A 20995-nucleotide genomic window follows, 5' to 3' on the forward strand; every position below is an offset into this window, starting at 1 on the left:
GAGATGAGATGTCCTCAATTGTAATTGCAGGATATGCACTATTTTGTATAATCGTCTTCTTCCTTGTAAATCGTCTTTTACGAAAGAAAAAAACGAAAATGGGAGAAGAACAAGTCCCAGCCGTAAGTAAAATAGAAGTAAGTAAAGTTGAAACAGAAGAGAAAGAAATTGAACGAAAGCAAGAATCGGAAATTTCTAATGTAGTTGAGTTAGAAACAGGAAAGCAAGAAGAAGTAAAACAAGAAAAAGAAGTGCCGAAAAAACAAATGTCTATGCCTGTAGAGAATGTGAACGTAAAAGCAGTTGTAGCTGTATTAATTCTAGGCATGTTCGTTTCTATTTTAAACCAAACAATCATTAATGTTGCATTACCTCCGTTAATGAATGAATTTAATGTATCAACTTCAACAGCACAATGGTTAATTACAGGCTTCATGCTTGTAAATGGTATTTTAGTACCGATTAGTGCCTTTTTAGTTTCACGATTTACGTATCGTAAATTATTCGTAGCAGCAATGTTATTCTTCACGGTAGGATCTATCATTTGTGCTACTTCAGGAAACTTTACAATGATGATGACAGGTCGCGTAATTCAAGCAGTTGGTGCGGGTATTTTAATGCCGGTTGGTATGAATATCTTCATGACGTTATTCCCGCCTCATAAACGCGGAGCGGCGATGGGATTACTAGGTGTAGCGATGATTTTAGCACCAGCTATCGGACCAACTGTAACAGGTTGGGTGATTGAAAACTATAGCTGGAACTTAATGTTCTATGCGATGTTTATTATTGGTTTAATTATTACGTTCCTATCTTTAAAATTCTTTACACTAGCTCAGCCGGTGTCTAAAACGAAATTAGATATATTCGGTGTGGTTAGTTCAAGTATTGGACTAGGAAGCTTATTGTACGGATTTAGTGAAGCTGGAAATAATAGTTGGACTAGTGCAGAAGTCATTATTTCACTTGTTATCGGTGTAATTGGTTTAGCGTTATTTATTTGGAGAGAGTTAACAACGGACAATAAAATGCTTGATTTACAAGTATTTAAATATCCAGTATTTACTTTTACTTTAGTAATTAATGCAATCGTTACGATGGCATTATTCGGAGGTATGTTATTGCTTCCAGTATATCTGCAAAACATTCGTGGCTTTACGCCAATTGAATCTGGTTTACTACTTCTTCCAGGATCATTAATTATGGGGATCATGGGACCAGTAGCGGGTAAATTATTCGATAAATATGGTATTCGTCCATTAGCGATAATTGGATTGGCAATTACGACGTATGCGACATATGAATTTACAAAATTATCGATGGATACGCCGTATAGCGTTATTATGACGGATTATATTATACGTTCAATTGGTATGTCATTCATTATGATGCCAATTATGACAGCTGGTATGAACGCGCTGCCGATGAAATTAATTTCTCACGGTACAGCAACGCAAAATACGTCAAGACAAGTAGCTGGTTCAATTGGAACAGCGATTTTAATTACACTTATGACGCAACAAACAACTGCCCACGTAGCAGATTACGGCAACATGTTAACAACATCAAACCCAATTTTAGTTGATAAAGTACACGGCATGGGTCAAAGCTTAGCGGCCTTAGCTGGATCAGCTCAAGCAGGAGACGCGATGAGCACACAACTATTATATGGACAAATTTCAAAACTATCTGCAATTAACGGTATTAACGATGCCTTCTTAATCGCAACGATACTTGCAGGTATCGCTTGGGTGTTATCGTTCTTCTTACAATCAGGCAATAAACCAAATAGAAAAGCAGGGAATTAATTTCCCTGCTTTTTTGTTTTCTTATACAAGGATTCAATTAGATATAGAATGAATCACCTGCAGACATGAGAACCCAGAAAATAACCCCCAGTAGTCCCGCAATAAAAATAATAAATCCTATGTTGTGTATACTTTTACATTGTGCTTGTAATCCATTTATCCTCGCTAATAAGACAATTAAAGAAATTAAAATTAGTATAAAGAAGTTGTTATAAAGAGTAAAGAGAGGTATCATCATGATACCTCTCTTTATCCTAAGAATGCTAACATATTATTGATAATATGAAATAACATAGCTGGAATAATGGATTTTGTTTTCAGGCGTAATATTTAAATATTACATATAAAGGTGTATTTTCCATAAAATAATAAAAGAGGTATCACCCTGTAGTGATGCCTCTTTCTCATTGATAACTATGTTCTGTCTTGTTATTCAATTTTGCTTGCTCTATTTGCAATTCACGCTCTACCAATCGATCTAATTGCTGAATTGCTTTAAGTGCTTTTTCATAAGAAATTGTTCGATAATGATGCGCTCCGCCCGGTTCTTCATCTGCTTCGTCTGCCCATTTAATAATATTTTGAAGAGATGTTCTTTCAATTTCTTGTTCCACTAAGAAAGAATCTGTATGAAGAAGAATTGCAATAGAAATTTCTTTTGCTAGTTTTGGATGTTCTCCTAATCTAATAAGTAATTTATGTGCTCTTTCAGCGCCTTTAATTGCATGGATATCATTCTTTTTATATAAGTCATAATCCCATTCGCCGCCTGTGTACCACGTATGATGTCCGATATCATGAAGGAAGCCAGCTTTTGTGGCAGCATCGACTGAGGCGTGATGCTTTTTGGCTAGGTGAAACGCATGGTAAGCGACAGCGATCGCGTGGACCATTCCAGAACGGTTTACGTATTTTTGTGTAATGTGGTGTTTAAAAATTTGTTCAAGCGTAATACGGTGCATAAAACATTCACTCCTTTTATCTTATGGTGTATATGAAGAAAAATCGATCGGTTTAAATGTATTTTGAACATTGTACTCCATCATAGTTCGTTAGTAAAGTAGAAATGTTTAGGAGAAGAAAAAATTTTTCTGCAAAAAAATCACCTTAGCTTATGCAAAGGTGATTTTCAAATTGCTTATTTTTTTAATCCTTGCTCTAGTGTTTCTAACATTTCGTGCTTTTCATTTTCATCAGCGTTTTTCCAAATGACTTCAAATAAAACGCCAAGACCTGGAAGCATTTTTTCTTCACCGCTTTGAATTGCATCGACGATTGTTTCTTGTAATTGATCTTGTGAATTTCCAGATACATTCGCTAATACGGCACCGCGTAAATTAAAACTCATTGCTTTCACCTCTTCTTCAGAATTGAAACTGACGTTAGTTTTTGTTCTTTTTTATGTAAATATGTATGAAAAATAGGCTATAATGATAAGACAAGAAGAGAGGGAAATACATATTATGAAAAACATTGATTCAGTACAAAATCCGCGTGTAAAGCAGTGGAAAAAGCTGCAAACGAAAAAAGAACGCGATAAAAAAGGTTTATTTTTTGTAGAAGGATTCCACTTAGTCGAGGAAGCTTTGAAGACAGGAATTGTAACAGAACTTATCGTTTCAGATCAGACAGACCTTCCGAAAGATTGGACAGTTAATGATGTGGAAATGTACATCGTACCTGAGGCGATTGTAAAAATACTTCGTGAAACAGAAACGACGCAAGGTGTATTTGCTGTTTGTGAGAAGCATGAGAAAGAAGTAGCTCTTACTGATGGGAAATTCCTTTTATTAGATGGCCTGCAAGACCCAGGTAATTTAGGAACAATTATTCGTACAGCTGATGCAGCTGGTATTCACGCCGTTGTGCTTGGAGAAGGTTGTGTTGATGTTTACAATAGTAAAGTACTCCGCTCTACACAAGGCTCTATTTTCCACTTACCAATTGTAAAAGGGAACTTAGAAGAATGGGTAGACAAGTTAAAAGAAAATAACGTTCCTGTATATGGAACAGCTCTTGAAAATGGAGTTCCGTATGGTGAAGTAACGCCGGCTGGCAGTTTTGCATTAATTGTAGGAAATGAAGGAAATGGCGTACGCCAAGAAATTCTTGCAAAAACGAATCAAAACTTGTATATTCCGATTTACGGCGGGGCAGAATCATTAAATGTTGCGGTTGCAGCAGGGATTTTAACGTATTATTTGCAAAGCCCGGTTGCGAACAAATAAAAAACTTCTTATAATAAGTTGAAGTACATTATATTAAAAGTTAAATAACGAAAAACGTTGATAGAGAAGAGTAGCTTACAAAATCGCCATATAGGGAGAGAATGTCGTAGACTGAAAGCATTCTTATGGTAGACGAAAGTGAATTCACCTCTGGAGTTGACGCCAGGACCATGTATATGTAAAGGCGTTCCGGTCAGAATTGATCGTTATAACTAATGAGTGGGCAGACATGTTCTGTCAATTTAGGGTGGTACCGCGAATTTACCTCGTCCCTTTTTGGGAGCGAGGTTTTTTTATTTTTAAAATTAGGAGGGTTCCAAAATGGAAGCACGTTTAAAAGAGCTAAAGCAAAAAGCGTTAGAGCTTATTGAAGAAGCGAAAGAGCTGAAAGGCTTAAACGACGTACGCGTAGCGTATTTAGGAAAAAAAGGTCCAATTACAGAAGTATTACGCGGCATGGGAAAATTATCAGCAGAAGAGCGTCCACGTATGGGAGCATTAGTAAATGAAGTACGTGAAGCGATTCAAACGCGTCTAGACGACAAAATTAGTAACTTAGAAAAAGCAGTAATTGAAGCGAAATTAGCTACTGAAACAATTGATGTTACATTGCCAGGTCGTCCTGTTGAAACAGGTTGTCACCATCCGTTAACGGCTGTTGTTGAGCAAATTGAAGATGTATTCATCGGTATGGGTTATGAAGTAGCTGAAGGAACAGAAGTAGAAAAAGACTACTACAACTTCGAAGCACTAAACTTACCGAAAGATCACCCAGCGCGTGATATGCAAGATACATTCTACATCACAGAAGAAACGTTACTACGTACACATACATCTTCTGTGCAAGCACGTACGATGGAAAATAATAAAGAAAAAGGCCCAATTAAAATTATTTGTCCTGGTAAAGTGTATCGCCGTGATGACGACGATGCGACGCATTCACATCAGTTCATGCAAATTGAAGGTCTTGTAATTGATAAAAACATTCGTATGAGTGACTTAAAAGGTACACTGCAAGTATTCGTGAAAAAGATGTTCGGTGAAGATCGTGAAATCCGTCTTCGTCCAAGTTTCTTCCCATTCACAGAGCCATCTGTAGAGATGGATATTTCTTGTATGATGTGTCATGGCAAAGGTTGCGGCACTTGTAAAGGAACTGGCTGGATTGAAATTCTAGGCGCAGGTATGGTTCACCCGAACGTACTTGAAATGGCTGGTTATGATTCAAAAGAATATCAAGGTTTCGCATTCGGTATGGGCGCAGAGCGTATCGCAATGTTGAAATACGGAGTAGATGACATTCGTCATTTCTATACAAATGATGTACGTTTCTTACAACAATTCAAACGAGCGTAAGGGAAGGAGAGGATAAGTATGTTCGTATCATATCGTTGGTTACAAGAGTATGTAGATATTAAAGATGTAACAGCACAAGAACTAGCAGACAAAATCACGAAAAGTGGTATTGAAGTAGAAGGCGTTGAAGTATTAAATAAAGGTGTAAAAGGTGTTGTAGTTGGTCACGTATTAGAATGTGAAAAACACCCAGAAGCTGATAAATTAAGCAAATGCTTAATCGATATCGGTGAAGAAGAGCCAGTTCAAATTATTTGTGGAGCTGCTAACATTGCAAAAGGTTTAAAAGTACCAGTTGCAAAAGTTGGAGCTGTACTTCCTGGTAACTTCAAAATCAAAAAAGCAAAACTACGCGGTGAAGCTTCTCACGGTATGGTTTGTGCTCTTCAAGAGCTTGGTATTGATGGAAAGTTAGTTTCAAAAGAATACGCAGATGGTATCTTCATCTTCCCAAGTGACGCTGAAGTTGGTGCAGATGCACTTGAAATTTTAAACTTACACGATGAAGTACTTGAGCTTGGCTTAACACCAAACCGTGCAGATTGCTTAAACATGTTAGGTGTTGCTTACGAAGTAGCTGCTATTTATGGCCGCGAAGTAAAACTTCCAGCTATCGACTTACAAGAAACAGCAGAAAAAACTTCTGATTATATTTCTGTAAGTGTAGAAGCGAAAGAAGAAAACCCATTATACATTGCAAAAATGGTTAAAAACGTAAAGATTGGTCCATCACCAATGTGGATGCAAACTCGTCTTATGGCAGCTGGCATTCGTCCAATTAGCAACGTAGTTGATATTACAAACTACATTTTAATGGAATACGGTCAACCGTTACATGCATTCGATTACGATAAATTAGGTTCAAAAGAAATCGTTGTTCGTCTTGCAAAAGAAGGCGAAAAAATTGAAACGTTAGATGATCAAGAGCGTACATTACAAAGCCACCACCTTGTAATTACAAACGGCACGAAAGCTTTAGCTGTTGCTGGTGTAATGGGCGGGGCGGATTCTGAAGTTACAAATGAGACAGTAAACGTTCTAATTGAGTCTGCATACTTTGCAGGTCAAACAGTACGTCGTACATCAAAAGACTTAGGTCTTCGTAGTGAATCAAGTGCACGTTTCGAAAAAGGAATCGACCCAACACGTACATTTGAAGCAATTCAACACGCAGCTGCTTTAATGGCGAAATATGCTGGCGGTGAAGCACTTGAAGGTGTAGTAGAAGCTGACAACTTACAAGTACAAGAGCGTACAGTATCTGTTACTGCTGAAAAAGTAAACCGTGTATTAGGTACAAATATTTCTGCGAGTGAAATGGGTACAATGTTCACAAACTTGAAATTCCCATTCACAGAAGTAGAAGGAACATTCCACGTGAATGTACCAGCACGTCGTCCTGATATTACAATTTCAGAAGACTTAGTAGAAGAAGTGGGCCGTCTATATGGTTATGACCACATTCCAGTTACATTACCTTCTGGAACGATGACTCGTGGTAAATTAACATCAGCACAAACGAAACGTCGTAAAGTACGCCGCTTCTTAGAGGGTGCTGGTTTATATGAAGCAATCACATATTCATTAACAAGCGCTGATAAAGCGAAACAATATATGGTTGAGCCAAATGAAAAGGCGCCTGTAGGTCTTGCACTTCCAATGAGTGAAGAACGTAGCCAACTTCGTTTAAGCTTAGTACCGCAATTACTAGAAGCAGTTTCATACAATGTCGCTCGTAAAAACGACAGCGTTGCTTTATACGAAGTAGGTTCTATCTTCTTACCGACAGAAGAAGGAGAACTTCCGAAAGAAGAACAACATCTTGCAGGTGTTATGACAGGTCTTGCTCTTCACCATGCATGGCAAGGTGAGAAGAAAGTAGTAGACTTCTTCGTTGTGAAAGGTGTACTAGAAGGACTATTCGACGTACTTGGCGTTGCAAACCAAATCACATATGCACCAGCAAAACGTGAAGGTATGCACCCAGGCCGTACAGCTGACATCGTATTAGATGGCGAAGTAATTGGTTTCATCGGTCAATTGCACCCAGAAGCAGAAAAACAATTAGATGTGAAAAATACATTCGTATTTGAATTATCTCTTGTAAAAGTATTCGGTGCAGACGCTGAAGAAACTTACTACGCAGCAATTCCACGTTTCCCATCTATGACACGTGACATGGCTGTTGTAGTAACAAAAGAAACAAAAGCTGGTGAAATGAAGCAAGTCATTGCTGAAGCTGGCGGAGAACTTCTGAAAGACGTAACACTATTCGACTTATACGAAGGTGAAAAAATGGAAGAAGGCAAGAAATCACTTGCATTCTCTATGACTTACTTCGATGCAGAACGTACATTAACAGACGAAGAAGTAACAGAAGCACATAACCGTGTACTAACAACGGTAGAAGAGAAATTCGGTGCGGAGTTACGTAAGTAATTAGAAAATTGCCGGATATATTCCGGCAATTTTTTTATTGGGTTAGTTGTCGGACACTGTCGGTAAGTCGATATATTACAAAAATCGCTCATATATTTTCCGACACCTTGCATCTTTCTCTCGAATGTAGTACATTAATTTTAGTTTAACAAAATGAAAGACGATGATAAGGAAAAGTAGTATATACTATAATCCAAAGCGAGTCAGGGACGGTGAGAGCCTGATGAGGCGGTATATGTGAAGAACACCTTGGAGTTGCTAACCGAAATTGAATCTTGTATTCAAGAGTAGACTTAGACGGGAATCCGGCCTGTTACAAACCGGGAAGTATGTATTACATACGAGTTAAAGTTGGTCTTTATGACAAATTGGGTGGTACCGCGAAGTTTAACCTTTCGTCCCTTTATGGATGAAAGGTTTTTTTGTATTTAAATATATGAGCAAAGGAGAATTTCACTATGGAAAACACATTAGTAAAAAGTCTGTATAGAGATACAGAAAAGTATGCAGATCAAACAGTACAAGTATCAGGGTGGATTCGTAACTTACGTGATTCAAAAGCATTTGGTTTCATCGAATTAAACGACGGTAGCTTCTTCAAAAGCGTTCAAATCGTTTTCGATACAGAATTAGAGAACTTCAAAGAAATTGCAAAACTTCCACTTAGCTCTTCAGTTAAAGTAGAAGGTAAAGTAATTGCAACGCCTGGAGCGAAGCAACCATTTGAAATTAAAGCAGAAAAAATTGATATCGAGGGCTTATCAGATTCTGATTACCCACTTCAAAAGAAACGTCATACATTTGAATACTTACGTACAATCGCTCACTTACGTCCAAGAACAAATGCATTCTCTGCAACGTTCCGCGTACGTTCTATCGCAGCATTTGCGATTCACCAATTCTTCCAAGAGCGTGGATTCGTACATGTTCATACACCTATCATCACTGGTAGTGATACAGAAGGTGCTGGCGAAATGTTCCGCGTAACAACGCAAGATTTAAATAACCTACCAAAAGGTGAAGACGGAAAAGTTGATGAGTCAAAAGACTTCTTCGGTAAAGAAACAAACTTAACAGTAAGTGGACAGCTGAACGCTGAAGCTTATGCATTAGCATTCCGTGATGTATACACATTCGGACCTACATTCCGTGCAGAAAACTCAAACACAACTCGCCACGCTGCTGAGTTCTGGATGGTTGAGCCTGAGATTGCATTCGCGGAACTAGGGGATGTAATGAACCTTACAGAAGATATGCTGAAATATGCAATGAAATACGTATTAGAGCATGCACCAGAAGAAATGGAATTCTTCAACAGCTTCGTTGATAAAACAGTTCTTGAGCGCATGAACAACGTAATTAACTCAGACTTCGGTCGCATCACTTATACAGAAGCAATTAAAGTACTTCAAGAATCAGGTGCTGACTTCAAATACCCAGTAGAATGGGGAATTGACTTACAAACAGAGCACGAAAGATACTTATCAGAAGAAATCTTCAAACGCCCTGTATTCGTAACTGACTATCCGAAAGACATTAAAGCATTCTACATGCGTTTGAATGAAGACGGTAAAACAGTAGCTGCTACTGACCTTCTAGTTCCTGGCATCGGCGAATTAATCGGCGGAAGTCAACGTGAAGAAAGAATGGACGTTTTAGTAGACAGAATTAAAGAATTAGGTATGAACGAAGAGGACTACTGGTGGTACTTAGAACTTAGAAAATACGGCGGTACAAAACACGCTGGATTCGGTCTAGGTTTCGAGCGCTTCCTAATGTACATCACTGGCATGGCTAACATCCGTGACGTAATTCCATTCCCAAGAACTCCAGGTTCTTCTGAATTCTAAAATATGAAAAAAGCGAGAGGATTTCCTCTCGCTTTTTATTTTGTATAGTTTATTCTCCTGTAGCAAAAAGTAACGCGAAGGGGTGAATATAAATGAGTAAAAAAGTGAAAAAAGATCATTCGAGATCGGGCCTAGGTTCTCCAGAAGTAGAAGGACAAGGAACGACAACACATGAAACAGGTTCACATAAAGTACCTTCATCAAATAAGAAGCAGAAACGAAGCTAACATAAAAAAGGAGAGTCTTGGCGACTCTCCTTTTTTCATGTATTACATCTTCTTATCGTTAATTTCTTTTGTAATCTTATTTATGTCTTTGCCTAATCGATCTAAATAGAAAAACCACAGTAAACTCATGAACACGTAATAGATGGCCATCACGCCAAGATTATCAGATATATTTTCGAATGTGGATTTAGTAGTGAAAAAAGCTCCTCAAATGGTAGAAATAGTGAAGTAAGAAAGTGGGCCTACGAGGTGTACGAAAACATATAATAGCTTTTTAACTTTTACAGCGTTCATATGAAAAACCTCCTTTTTCTAATCATACATTCAAGTTCCTCACAGAAGTGTTGTAGTTTTGCTGGATTATGTATTAACGAGCGAGCATCGTGTTTCCCGATAAATCTTCGAATCCGAAAGTTTAATAAGAAAGAGCGACCATAACGCTCTATTAAATCGTTGAACGCTCGTTGTTCACTTAGTAGCTGAATGTTTTCCCTAATTTCAAACTGTCTTTCGTGTGGATCGCCTAGTAAAATATTTAGAATCATTTGTAGAAGTAGCAATGGGGATCCCCTCCTATGTTAGAATAATCTGTATATTATAATTGTAACAAAACTATAAGGACAATAGTAGGGTGAAACAAAAAACAGGAGTTTGTAGGCTCCTGTTTTTGTCGATACTATCTTAATAAGCGAAGCGCCTTCTCCGTATTAGCGAAATGCAGTTTCACAAACTCAGGTAATCGTTCTTTACCAAGCTTTTGAATTAATTTAGCGGCGGCGATATCAACTTGTTTACCTGCACCTTTTGGAAGGGGCATACCAGCTTTTTTGCTTAGTTCGTTAAATTGTTTTACGAATGAGTAACGAGCTAAAATGGAGGCGGCGGCAACAGCTAAATGAACACTTTCACCTTTCGTAGCGAAGTAAACATTTTCACGCTGTACCTGTTTTTGTTTTGCTAAATATTTATAGTATGTATCAGGTTGTGTGAATTGATCGATTAAGACGCCTTCAGGTTTTGTAGGTGCCATTTTAGCCAATAAGTTTGTAATAGCTTTATTGTGTAGTAAAGCTTTTAACTTACCTTGGTTGTTTCCTTTATCAAATAGCTCGTTATATTTTTCGTTATGAAGGACAAGAGAGCTATAAGGAACAACGTGTAGAAGTTGTTTCGCAATGGCAGTAATTTGTTCGTCATTTAAGTTTTTAGAGTCTTTTACACCAAGTTCTTTTAGTAGTGGAATTTGCTTCGCATCCACATATACAGCAACGACTGTCATCGGCCCGAAGAAATCACCAGTACCCACTTCATCTGACCCTACGATAGACATTGTACCGATGGAAGCAGGCGGTGCATAACGGTGTGAATCGACAGCTTTTTTTACAGCTGTTTTTGGAGTTTGGAAGACAGTTTGCCAACGGGCAGCTTCTGCTTCAGCGCGGCCTCCTTGGAACATTACTTTTCCAGATTTATACGCTGTAATCGTGCAAGATGGTACCTTTGCCATGAAGATCCCGCCTTGCGGAGTTTTTGGGCTAAGCGAATGTTTATATTGTTGTTTCATGTCTTCAATTACTGTAGAATTTGTTTGAATTACGATAGAATTTGACATAATGGTCGCCCCTTTTTTTATATTGTTATTTTTATCATATCGGATTGTTCTTTCTGTTTCCATATTATGAAGGTTCATGGTATGATAAACTTTAGGATTCTGTACGTGATTGGAGGCCGGTGAGTTGTCACAACAAAAGGGAAAGAAAAGTCGAATTAATGTAGAAATCTATGGTCAGCAATATTCAGTTGTTGGCGATGAAAGTACAAGTCATATCCGCATGGTAGCAGCGATTGTGGATGATAAAATGCGCGAACTCAATGCCAAGAATCCTTCGCTTGACACGAGTAGACTAGCGGTATTGACGGCGGTAAACGTCATACACGATTACATAAAATTAAAAGAAGAACATGAGAAATTGAAAGAAAGTATGACAAAAAAAGGAATGGAATAACATGATTGATATTATTATCATTTTACTGCTTGTTATGGGATTTTTCCTCGGCTTACGCAGAGGGTTTATTCTGCAACTTGTAAAGTTAACAAGCTTTATTATCGCATACCTTGTTGCATACTGGTACTGTAAAGATTTAGCGCCAGCACTTGCGAAATTTATTCCGTATCCATTTGATAAAAACGTATCTGTTCCAGAATGGATTGATGCAAATAATATTGAGACAGTATTTTATCAAGCGCTTGCGTTTATCATATTGTTTATTATCACAAAAATTGCACTTTCATTACTTGGTAATTTGTTAAATATGTTTGCAGAAATACCGGTTTTAAAGCAAGTAAATGCGTTTGCGGGGGCAATCCTCGGATTTTTAGAAGTATATATTATTTTGTTTGTCTTAATTATCATTGGAAACATACTTCCGATTGAACAAGTACAAACACCATTACAAAAATCATCAATTAGCAAAATAATTGTAGACGATACACCGATTCTATCTGAAAAGGTGAAGGAACTATGGCAGACAGGTAGCAGAGTATAACTTCTCTTTTTTCGGAAAGAGAAGTTTTTTTCTATGAAAGAAAGGCGGGGCAATGATGAAAGTAAATAAAAAACAAGTGATCAAATTATTAGAGACAATCGGGCTTTTTATGGAACTAAAGGGTGCGAATCCATTTAAAATATCTGCATTTCGTAAAGCGGCAGCAGCATTAGAAAGTGACGATCGTAGTCTTTCTGAAATTGAAGATTTCACAAAGATTCCAGGAATCGGAAAAGGAACAGCAGCCGTTATACAAGAATATATAGAATTGGGAACATCTGAAGTATTACAAGAACTTGAAAAAGAAGTACCAAGTAGCTTATTGCCGTTATTAAAACTACCAGGTCTTGGTGGTAAAAAGGTGGCTAAGTTATATAAAGAGCTAGGCGTTATTGATATGGAGACGTTAAAAGCTGCTTGTGAGGAAAATAAAGTACAAGCTTTAGCTGGTTTCGGTAAGAAGACAGAAGAGAAAATATTAGAAGCAATCGATCAAGTAGGCTCTCGTCCAGAGCGTTTACCAATTGCGATGGTATTGCCTATTGCCGGGGAAATAGAGGAGAAATTGTCGAATATTGCTGAAGTAATTCGTTTCTCTCGCGCTGGTAGTTTGCGCCGTGTTCGTGAAACAGTGAAAGATTTAGATTTTATCATTGCAACGACAGAACCAGCAGCGGTACGTGAGCATTTACTACAATTTGATAATATGATTGAAGTAATAGCAAGTGGAGATACGAAAGTTTCTGTCCGTCTTCAATATGAATATGATATTTCAATTGATTTCCGTTTAGTAAAACCAGAAGAGTTTATTACAACTCTTCACCATTTCACAGGATCAAAAGATCATAACGTAAAAATGCGTCAAATCGCAAAAGATAAAGGCGAGAAAATTAGTGAGTACGGTGTAGAGAACTTGGAAACAGGTGAAGTGAAAACATTTGAGACTGAAGAAGACTTCTTTGCTCATTTCGGTTTGCCATTTATTCCGCCAGAAGTGCGTGAAGATGGAAAAGAAATTGAATTAATTAAAGAGTATCCGAACTTAATTCAGTTTTCCGATATACAAGGTGATTTACATATGCATACAACTTGGAGTGACGGTGCTTTTTCTATTGAAGAAATGGTACAAGCGTGCCGTGCTCGTGGATATAAGTTTATGGCGATTACTGATCACTCGCAATACTTAAAAGTGGCGAACGGTTTAACGAAAGAGCGTCTTCGTGAGCAAGCGAAAGAAATTGAACGTATGAATGAAAAGTATCCAGACATTACAATTTTACGCGGAATTGAAATGGACATTTTACCAGATGCCTCGCTTGATTTTGATGATGAAGTATTAGCAGAATTAGATTATGTCATTGGAGCGATTCACTCTAGCTTCTCACAAGACCGTGAAACGATTATGAAGCGTCTACGTACTGCACTTGAGAATAAACATGTCACAATGATTGCCCATCCTACAGGACGTCTTCTCGGGCGTCGTGAGGGTTATGATGTAGATACAGATTTATTAATTGAACTAGCAAAAGAGACAAATACAGTTTTAGAATTAAATGCGAATCCGAACCGTCTAGATTTAAGCGCGAAATTATTAAAACAAGCACAAGATGCTGGTGTGAAAGTAGCGATTAATACGGATGCTCATACGCTTGAAATGTTAGAAGATATGGAAACAGGTGTAGCAGCAGCACGTAAAGGTTGGATTCAAAAAGATAACGTGATTAACACGTGGGATATTGAACGTTTATTAGACTATATTAAACGTAATAAGTAATACAAGGGGGACCTGCAACATGTTAGAAAGAACGTTGCGTGTATTAGAATACAATAAAGTAAAAGAACAATTACTTGAACATACAGCATCTTCACTTGGTCGTGACAAAGTGAAGCATTTAGTGCCGAGCACTGATTTTGAAGAAATTGTAGAAATGCAAGATACAACGGATGAAGCAGCGAAAGTTATTCGTTTAAAAGGTAGTGCACCATTAGGTGGTATTACGGATATTCGCTCAAATGTGAAGCGTGCAAAAATTGGGAGTATGTTAAGTCCAAATGAATTACTTGATATTGCAAATACGATGTATGGTAGTCGTAATATGAAACGCTTCATTGAAGATATGGCTGATAACGGTGTCGAGCTTCCGATTTTAGAAACTCACGTCGCTCAAATTGTATCTTTATATGATTTAGAAAAGAAAATTACAAATTGCATCGGTGACGGCGGTGAAGTAGTCGATAGCGCAAGTGATAAACTGCGTGGTATTCGTACTCAAATTCGTACTGCGGAAAGTCGTATTCGTGAAAAGTTAGAAAATATGACGCGCTCTTCAAACGCGCAAAAGATGCTGTCTGATTCGATTGTAACGATTCGTAACGAACGTTACGTAATCCCAGTAAAACAAGAATATCGCGGCGTATATGGTGGTATTGTTCACGATCAATCGGCTTCTGGACAAACGTTATTTATTGAACCACAAGTAATTGTAGAATTAAATAATGCACTACAAGAAGCACGTGTGAAAGAAAAACAAGAAATTGAACGCATCTTATTGATGTTAACAGAAGAAGTAGCAGTAGAAGCCGATATCGTTTTATCAAACGTAGAAGTAGTTGCAAATCTTGATTTCATCTTTGCGAAAGCTTTTTATGCGAAACGAATTAAAGCAACGAAACCAATCGTAAATAACGAGCGTTATATGGATTTAAGACAAGCTCGCCATCCGCTAATCGATCCAGAAATAATCGTGCCAAATAACATTATGTTAGGTAAAGATTTCACGACAATTGTTATTACAGGACCGAATACAGGTGGTAAAACAGTTACGCTGAAAACAGTTGGTATTTGTGTGTTAATGGCGCAATCTGGCCTTCACATTCCAGTAATGGATGAGTCAGAGATTTGTGTATTCAAAAATATCTTTGCTGATATCGGTGATGAGCAATCGATTGAACAAAGTTTAAGTACGTTCTCCTCACATATGGTGAACATCGTTGATATTTTAGAAAAAGCTGATTTTGAAAGTTTAGTTTTATTCGATGAATTAGGTGCTGGAACAGACCCGCAAGAAGGGGCTGCACTTGCCATTTCAATTTTAGATGAAGTATGTAATCGCGGTGCTCGCGTTGTTGCAACGACGCATTATCCAGAATTAAAAGCATACGGATATAACCGTGAGCAAGTTATTAATGCGAGTGTTGAGTTTGATGTGAACACGTTAAGCCCAACGTATAAATTATTAATCGGTGTACCAGGACGTAGTAATGCCTTTGAAATTTCGAAACGTCTTGGATTATCTGATCGCGTTATTGACCAAGCACGTAACCACATTAGTACAGATACGAATAAAATTGAAAATATGATTGCGAAGTTAGAAGAAAGCCAGAAGAACGCAGAGCGTGACTGGAACGAAGCAGAAGCGCTTCGCAAACAATCTGAGAAACTTCATCGTGAGTTACAACGTCAAATTATTGAATTTAACGAAGATCGCGACGAACGATTATTAAAAGCGCAAAAAGAAGGGGAAGAAAAAGTCGAAGCTGCGAAGAAAGAAGCAGAAGGTATTATTCAAGAACTTCGTCAATTGCGTAAAGCACAGCTTGCAAATGTGAAAGACCACGAGCTAATTGAAGCGAAGAGTCGTCTAGAAGGCGCAGCGCCAGAGCTTGTTAAGAAACAAAAAGTAAATGTGAAAAACACTGCACCGAAACAACAGTTACGTGCAGGTGATGAAGTGAAAGTATTAACGTTCGGTCAAAAAGGTCAACTACTTGAAAAAGTAAGCGATACAGAGTGGAGCGTACAAATCGGTATTCTGAAGATGAAAGTGAAAGAATCTAATATGGAATACATTAACACACCGAAGCAAACAGAGAAAAAAGCAGTTGCAACGGTAAAAGGTAGAGACTATCATGTTTCATTAGAACTTGACCTTCGTGGTGAACGATTTGAAAATGCAATGGCGCGCGTTGAGAAATACTTAGACGATGCCCAGCTTGCAAGCTATCCTCGCGTATCAATTATTCACGGTAAAGGGACAGGAGCACTTCGCCAAGGTGTACAAGATTACTTGAAGAAGCATCGCGGTGTAAAAACCTTCCGTTACGGTGACATGGGCGAGGGAGGCCTAGGCGTAACAGTTGTCGAATTAAAATAGAAAACAACGAAACAAAGGGGAAACCATTATATGTTTATGGACAAACTTGCAAAAGTATTGTTAGCTTGTTGTGGAATATTTTTGGTGATTGGGGTTATTTATTTAGTTGTTTTTGCGAAGTGAAAAAGCGTCAATCGTGGCAGAATGATATTGCCATAGATTGACGCTTTTAATATATGTGAAAAGGAACAAAACATGAAAATCAACCAATACATAAGCGAAGCAAAATCATGCTCCAGACGTGAAACAGATCGCCTCATTAAAGCTGGACGCGTGGCTATTAACGGCGAAATATGTACGCACGGTGCACTCGTAAGCGATGGTGATAGGGTAACGATTGATGGGCAAGTTATTGTAAAAGAAGAGAAAGAAAAAGTGTATATCGCATTTCATAAACCAGTCGGAATTACTTGTACAGCAGCCGATCATATTGAAGATAATATTATTGATTATATCAATTACCCAGAGCGAATCTTTCCAGTTGGGCGATTAGATAAAGCATCGGAAGGACTTATTTTATTAACGAATGACGGCGGGATGGCCAATCAAATTTTACACGGTGATCATGAGCACGAGAAAGAATATGTTGTCACAGTCGATAAACCTTTTACGGACTGGTTTATTGATGAGATGTCCCGCGGTGTAAAGATTAAAGATGGAATGACGAAGCCGTGCAAAGTGACAAGAGTCGATCAATCAACATTTCGTATCGTTTTAACGCAAGGAATGAACAGGCAAATTCGTAGAATGAGTCGTGCTTTCGGATTTACTGTAATAAAGCTAAAGCGAGTACGCATTATGAATATAGAGCTAAATGAGCTTGAAGTTGGAAAGTGGCGGAGCGTTACAGCTGAAGAGTTAGAAATTTTAATAGGGCAGTTATAGGGAGGAAAAATTTTCTCCCTATATTTTTTTGTCAGAAAAAATAAAACTATTGATTTTTTAAAAAATAGCCCATATAATAAAAAACAACAAGTTTCGACAAGATATTTTATAAAAGTAATGATGAGGACATGAGTTGTATTTTACGATTCTCAGAGAGGGAAGCCTTAGGCTGTGAGCTTCCTAATACGAAAAGACAAGCTTACCACCTCTAAACTTCAAGAGTGAACTGCATACATGATGCATTGTAATTCTTGGCGGATAAAACCGTTATCAATTTACACGAGCTATAAAATGAGCTTATTTCGTTATAAATTCATTTTATTAGAATAAGGGTGGAACCACGATTTCAACACTCGTCCCTTTATTAGGGACGGGTGTTTTTTGCGTTCTTTTACGGGGAAGTATGCTTGAAAGAGGATATGTAACGGATTTTAATTCAGAATATTTTGTTAATTTATTATTTTAGGAGGTTAGTAGAAATGAAATCATCTTTAAAGTTTTCAGAGATGTTTGCAATAAGTTTAATGTTATTTGCACTGTTTTTTGGTGCGGGTAATATGATTTTTCCACCAGCATTAGGACAAGGCGCTGGAACAGACGTATGGATTGCGTTGTTTGGTTTTATCGTAACAGGCGTTGGACTACCTTTATTAGGAGTAATTGTTATAGCTTTAAAGGGAGATATTAATGAGCTAGCAGGACGTGTACATCCTATATTCGCACTTGTTTTTATCACTGCAATTTATTTATGTTTAGGCGTATTCGTAAGTGTGCCGCGTACAGGAACAGTAGCGTATGAGATGAGTGTTGCACCGTTTTTACCAAGTGAGATAGCTGGTCAGTCATATCCACTTGTTATCTTTACACTTATTTTCTTTGCAGTCACTTTCTATTTAGCTTTAAATCCTTCGAAATTAGTGGGTCGTATTGGTAAAGTGCTAACTCCAATATTATTAGCTGTTATTGCAATTATCGTAGGTAAAGCACTTATTACACCAATTGGAGAATTTGGTGCACCGACAGAAGCGTATAGTGCTCCTCTCTTTAAAGGATTTATTGATGGATATTTAACTTTAGATGGACTTGCAGCACTGGTATTCGGAAATGTTGTAATTCATGCGTTAAAAGAAAAAGGCATTACAAATAAAAACAGTATTGCAAAAGTAACAATCTTTGCAGGATTTATTGCAGCGCTTGGTCTACTACTTGTGTATTTAGCACTTGCTTATCTTGGAGCTTCTAGTGTGTCACTTGGAATGGGCGCAAACGGAGGAATTATTTTAACAAATGTCGTGAATCATTTATTTGGTAGCTACGGAACTTTATTACTAGGGATCGCAATTACAGCAGCATGTTTAACAACTTCTGTAGGTATTGTTGCAGCTTGTGGTGATTACTTCTCTTCCTTATTACCAAAGCTTTCTTATCAAAAAGTCGTTTTCATTTTCTGTGTATTAGCATTTATGGTAGCAAACCTTGGGTTAACTCAGTTAAATGCATTAGCATTACCAATCTTAATCGCAATTTATCCAATTGGAATCGTACTTATCGTATTATCACTTGTTGAAAACTACGTTCGTCTTCCATTAGCGATGTATGTGGGCGGGATTGTAGGAGCATTTGCAATAAGTTTCTTTGATGGGTTACACAATGCAAACCTTCAAATTGCAGCGCTAGCACCTATTTTAGATAAGATTCCATTATATAGTGTAGGAATTGGTTGGTTAGTTCCAGGTATAATCGGTATAGGATTTGGTTATATAGTTTCTAAGTTTCAAAAGCAGGAAATTGCTGTAGAAAAATAGAGAAAAGAGGCTTTCTATAATAGAAAGTCTCTTTTTTTGTAAAAAAAGCCGCATATAGAGAAATTTAGATATTAAAAATTTTATACGTAATATAGTTGACAAAAAAATTATGAGTAGGCTAAGATTGACTTAGTTGTGGAAATGTTGGAAGGGAAGTGAGGGAAACGGGGTTTCTATAACTATAGTGTTGTTATGGGAAGAGGTGAAAGAAGAGGAGAAGAGAAAGTTTATTTTTTTTGACTTACATTGAGAATGATAATCAATAAATACGTTTTATAATTTTTTCTCAGTTTCTATGCCTTCGTATAAGGAATAGGGTGAGATATTATTTTTAATATTAAATGAGAATGATAATCAATAATGCTTATGTTACATAAAAGAATGCTAATTAAATAATAGGTAGAAGAGATTATTTTTTTCTTATGAATTGAGAATAATTATCATTTTCGGAAAAAGTGAAATGAAAGATAACCAAGGAGGAAACAAAAAAAATGAAAAAGGTTTCTGTATTACCCGCTTTTATTATAACGTTCGTATGTATGCTAGCTTTTCTTGTAATGCCATACGGGAATGCTTCAGCAAAACTAGCTGATGGTACTTACGATATTAATTACGTAATTCAAAAAGCGGAAAATGATTCAGCTTCAATGGCAAATGACTATTTTGAAAAGCCGGCAAAATTAATAGTGAAAAACGGTGAGATGAGAGTACAAGTTCCGATGAATCATAGTGCTTGGATTACAGAATTTAAAGCACCAGAGAACGGAAATTTTGTTGATGCGAAAGTTGTTAATAAAGATGAATCGGCAGATAAAAGAACAGTAGAGTTTAAAGTAGATGATTTATCCAAACCGGCAGCTGTAAAAATTCATGTTGTTGTACCAAGTGCAAACTATGACCACCACTACACAATTCGTTTTGCTTTTGATGCAAATGTAAAAGCTGTAGGTGGCGATAATGGCGTAGCTGCTACAACAAAAAATAATGATCAAGCGAAAACAGATACACAAGTAAAAGAAGAGAAAACAAAAGTAGAGAGTAAGGAAACAGCTAAAGAAGTGAATAAAGAAACAAAAAATGAAAATGGAAAAGCTGAAAAAACAGATAACCCAAAAACAGGCGATGAAGCACGTATTGGATTGTTTGCAGCGTTAATTCTTATTTCAGGTGCTTTCTTAATTCGTAAAGTGAAATTGAGTAAATAAATCTTTTGAAGGGTGATGAATATATGTTTAAACAATTTAAAATGATTATTGCCGTATTTGCTGTTTTATTTACATTTATCGCAACACTAGGTTTACAAGATGCAAAGGCTGCTACAAAACTAGCTGATGGAAAATATAATATTGCTTTTACTGTATGGAAAGGCGATAAAGATGAATCGTCTAGAATGAATAGTTATTTTGAAAGCCCAGCAACATTAACAGTTAAAAATGGAAAACAATATGTTTCATTTAAAGTGAAAGATAGTGCTTCTATTAAAAGTTTCCAAGTAGAAAAAGATGGTCAATTTGTAGAAACAACCGTGTTAAGTGAAAACAAAAAAGATAATACTAGAGTTGTAGAATTTGAAGTTGCTGACTTGTCAAAAAAACTAAATGGCAAGGTGAAAATTAATATTCCAATTATTAATTATAATGCTTCGTATGATATTCGCTTTGTATTTGATGGGAACAGTATTAAATAATTTTCAAAA

18 protein-coding genes, 3 pseudogenes and 3 other annotated features are annotated in these 20995 nt (G+C 37.1%); of the genes and pseudogenes, 14 read left to right on the forward strand and 7 right to left on the reverse strand.

The genetic code is table 11. From position 1 onward, the window contains the following. The first annotated feature begins 8 nt into the window (after positions 1-8). Positions 9-1808, forward strand: a complete 1800-nt coding sequence (locus tag IQ781_RS20150; RefSeq protein WP_000095295.1) for a DHA2 family efflux MFS transporter permease subunit — start codon at positions 9-11, stop codon at positions 1806-1808. Positions 1809-1845: 37 nt separating this feature from the next. Here the strand turns inward: IQ781_RS20150 and IQ781_RS20155 are convergent. The 4 genes and pseudogenes from IQ781_RS20155 to sspI all read right to left on the reverse strand — a co-directional run. Then, a pseudogene (locus IQ781_RS20155) lies at positions 1846-2033 on the reverse strand (DNA-binding protein); the annotation flags it as partial. A 24-nt stretch (positions 2034-2057) separates the two neighbouring features. Then, a pseudogene (locus IQ781_RS20160) lies at positions 2058-2138 on the reverse strand (CPBP family intramembrane glutamic endopeptidase); the annotation flags it as partial. Between the two features lie 74 nt (positions 2139-2212). Continuing rightward, positions 2213-2770 (reverse strand): HD domain-containing protein, encoded by a 558-nt coding sequence (locus tag IQ781_RS20165; RefSeq protein WP_000554786.1) that lies wholly within the window; start codon positions 2768-2770, stop codon positions 2213-2215. A 176-nt stretch (positions 2771-2946) separates the two neighbouring features. Continuing rightward, the gene (sspI, locus tag IQ781_RS20170; protein WP_000009509.1) at positions 2947-3156 is read right to left on the reverse strand and encodes a small acid-soluble spore protein SspI; all 210 of its coding nucleotides are present in this window, start codon (positions 3154-3156) and stop codon (positions 2947-2949) included. Positions 3157-3238: 82 nt separating this feature from the next. Here sspI and IQ781_RS20175 point away from each other — a divergent pair, with 82 nt between their 5' ends. The 5 genes from IQ781_RS20175 to IQ781_RS20195 all read left to right on the forward strand — a co-directional run bounded on the left by IQ781_RS20175 (position 3239) and on the right by IQ781_RS20195 (position 9908). Next, the gene (locus IQ781_RS20175) at positions 3239-4036 is read left to right on the forward strand and encodes a TrmH family RNA methyltransferase (RefSeq protein WP_139846862.1); all 798 of its coding nucleotides are present in this window, start codon (positions 3239-3241) and stop codon (positions 4034-4036) included. Between the two features lie 48 nt (positions 4037-4084). Further along, positions 4085-4313 (forward strand) — a binding site (T-box leader). Between the two features lie 44 nt (positions 4314-4357). After that, on the forward strand, positions 4358-5392 hold the full coding sequence (pheS, locus tag IQ781_RS20180; RefSeq protein WP_000388219.1) for a phenylalanine--tRNA ligase subunit alpha: 1035 nt from the start codon (positions 4358-4360) through the stop codon (positions 5390-5392). Positions 5393-5410: 18 nt separating this feature from the next. After that, on the forward strand, positions 5411-7831 hold the full coding sequence (gene pheT / locus IQ781_RS20185) for a phenylalanine--tRNA ligase subunit beta (RefSeq protein ID WP_000498186.1): 2421 nt from the start codon (positions 5411-5413) through the stop codon (positions 7829-7831). 154 nt (positions 7832-7985) lie between these two features. After that, positions 7986-8237: a binding site (T-box leader), on the forward strand. Between the two features lie 52 nt (positions 8238-8289). After that, the gene (gene asnS, locus IQ781_RS20190) at positions 8290-9681 is read left to right on the forward strand and encodes an asparagine--tRNA ligase (protein WP_000432177.1); all 1392 of its coding nucleotides are present in this window, start codon (positions 8290-8292) and stop codon (positions 9679-9681) included. 92 nt (positions 9682-9773) lie between these two features. Further along, complete coding sequence (locus tag IQ781_RS20195) at positions 9774-9908, forward strand: YuzL family protein (protein WP_000039588.1); 135 nt, start codon at positions 9774-9776, stop codon at positions 9906-9908. Positions 9909-9950: 42 nt separating this feature from the next. Here IQ781_RS20195 and IQ781_RS20200 read toward each other — a convergent pair. The 3 genes and pseudogenes from IQ781_RS20200 to rnhC all read right to left on the reverse strand — a co-directional run bounded on the left by IQ781_RS20200 (position 9951) and on the right by rnhC (position 11520). Further along, a pseudogene (locus tag IQ781_RS20200) lies at positions 9951-10202 on the reverse strand (hypothetical protein). Continuing rightward, positions 10199-10468, reverse strand: coding sequence for a hypothetical protein (locus IQ781_RS20205; protein ID WP_000925539.1), 270 nt, complete (start codon positions 10466-10468; stop codon positions 10199-10201). Before IQ781_RS20205 ends, IQ781_RS20200 begins: the two are co-directional and overlap by 4 nt. Before the next feature lie 116 nt (positions 10469-10584). Then, positions 10585-11520 carry a ribonuclease HIII gene (rnhC, locus tag IQ781_RS20210; RefSeq protein ID WP_139846863.1) on the reverse strand — a complete coding sequence of 312 codons (936 nt, stop codon included), beginning with the start codon at positions 11518-11520 and terminating at the stop codon, positions 10585-10587. Between the two features lie 124 nt (positions 11521-11644). Here rnhC and zapA point away from each other — a divergent pair, with 124 nt between their 5' ends. The 8 genes from zapA (at position 11645) to IQ781_RS20250 (ending at position 20986) form a co-directional block, all read left to right on the forward strand. Then, a complete protein-coding gene (gene zapA, locus IQ781_RS20215; RefSeq protein ID WP_000082701.1) occupies positions 11645-11914 on the forward strand; it encodes a cell division protein ZapA in 270 nt (89 codons plus the stop codon). Position 11915: 1 nt separating this feature from the next. Beyond that, positions 11916-12455 (forward strand): CvpA family protein, encoded by a 540-nt coding sequence (locus tag IQ781_RS20220; protein WP_000565409.1) that lies wholly within the window; start codon positions 11916-11918, stop codon positions 12453-12455. A gap of 55 nt (positions 12456-12510) precedes the next feature. Beyond that, complete coding sequence (polX, locus tag IQ781_RS20225; RefSeq protein ID WP_139846864.1) at positions 12511-14229, forward strand: DNA polymerase/3'-5' exonuclease PolX; 1719 nt, start codon at positions 12511-12513, stop codon at positions 14227-14229. 19 nt (positions 14230-14248) lie between these two features. Continuing rightward, entirely contained in the window at positions 14249-16609 is a 2361-nt protein-coding gene (locus tag IQ781_RS20230) for an endonuclease MutS2 (RefSeq protein WP_000893713.1), read from the forward strand. 195 nt (positions 16610-16804) lie between these two features. Beyond that, entirely contained in the window at positions 16805-17494 is a 690-nt protein-coding gene (locus IQ781_RS20235; protein ID WP_016125939.1) for a 23S rRNA pseudouridine(2604) synthase RluF, read from the forward strand. Positions 17495-17602: 108 nt separating this feature from the next. Continuing rightward, positions 17603-17858 (forward strand) — a binding site (T-box leader). A 115-nt stretch (positions 17859-17973) separates the two neighbouring features. Continuing rightward, a complete protein-coding gene (gene brnQ6, locus IQ781_RS20240; RefSeq protein WP_000842650.1) occupies positions 17974-19299 on the forward strand; it encodes a branched-chain amino acid transport system II carrier protein BrnQ6 in 1326 nt (441 codons plus the stop codon). Between the two features lie 491 nt (positions 19300-19790). Further along, positions 19791-20504 (forward strand): heme uptake protein IsdC, encoded by a 714-nt coding sequence (gene isdC / locus IQ781_RS20245; RefSeq protein ID WP_048656156.1) that lies wholly within the window; start codon positions 19791-19793, stop codon positions 20502-20504. A 23-nt stretch (positions 20505-20527) separates the two neighbouring features. Beyond that, positions 20528-20986, forward strand: coding sequence for an NEAT domain-containing protein (locus tag IQ781_RS20250; RefSeq protein ID WP_000476164.1), 459 nt, complete (start codon positions 20528-20530; stop codon positions 20984-20986). The last annotated feature ends 9 nt before the right edge of the window (positions 20987-20995 follow it).

The sequence above is a fragment of the Bacillus sp. N447-1 genome, from assembly GCF_022701035.1.
Taxonomy (GTDB): Bacteria; Bacillota; Bacilli; order Bacillales; family Bacillaceae_G; genus Bacillus_A; species Bacillus_A cereus.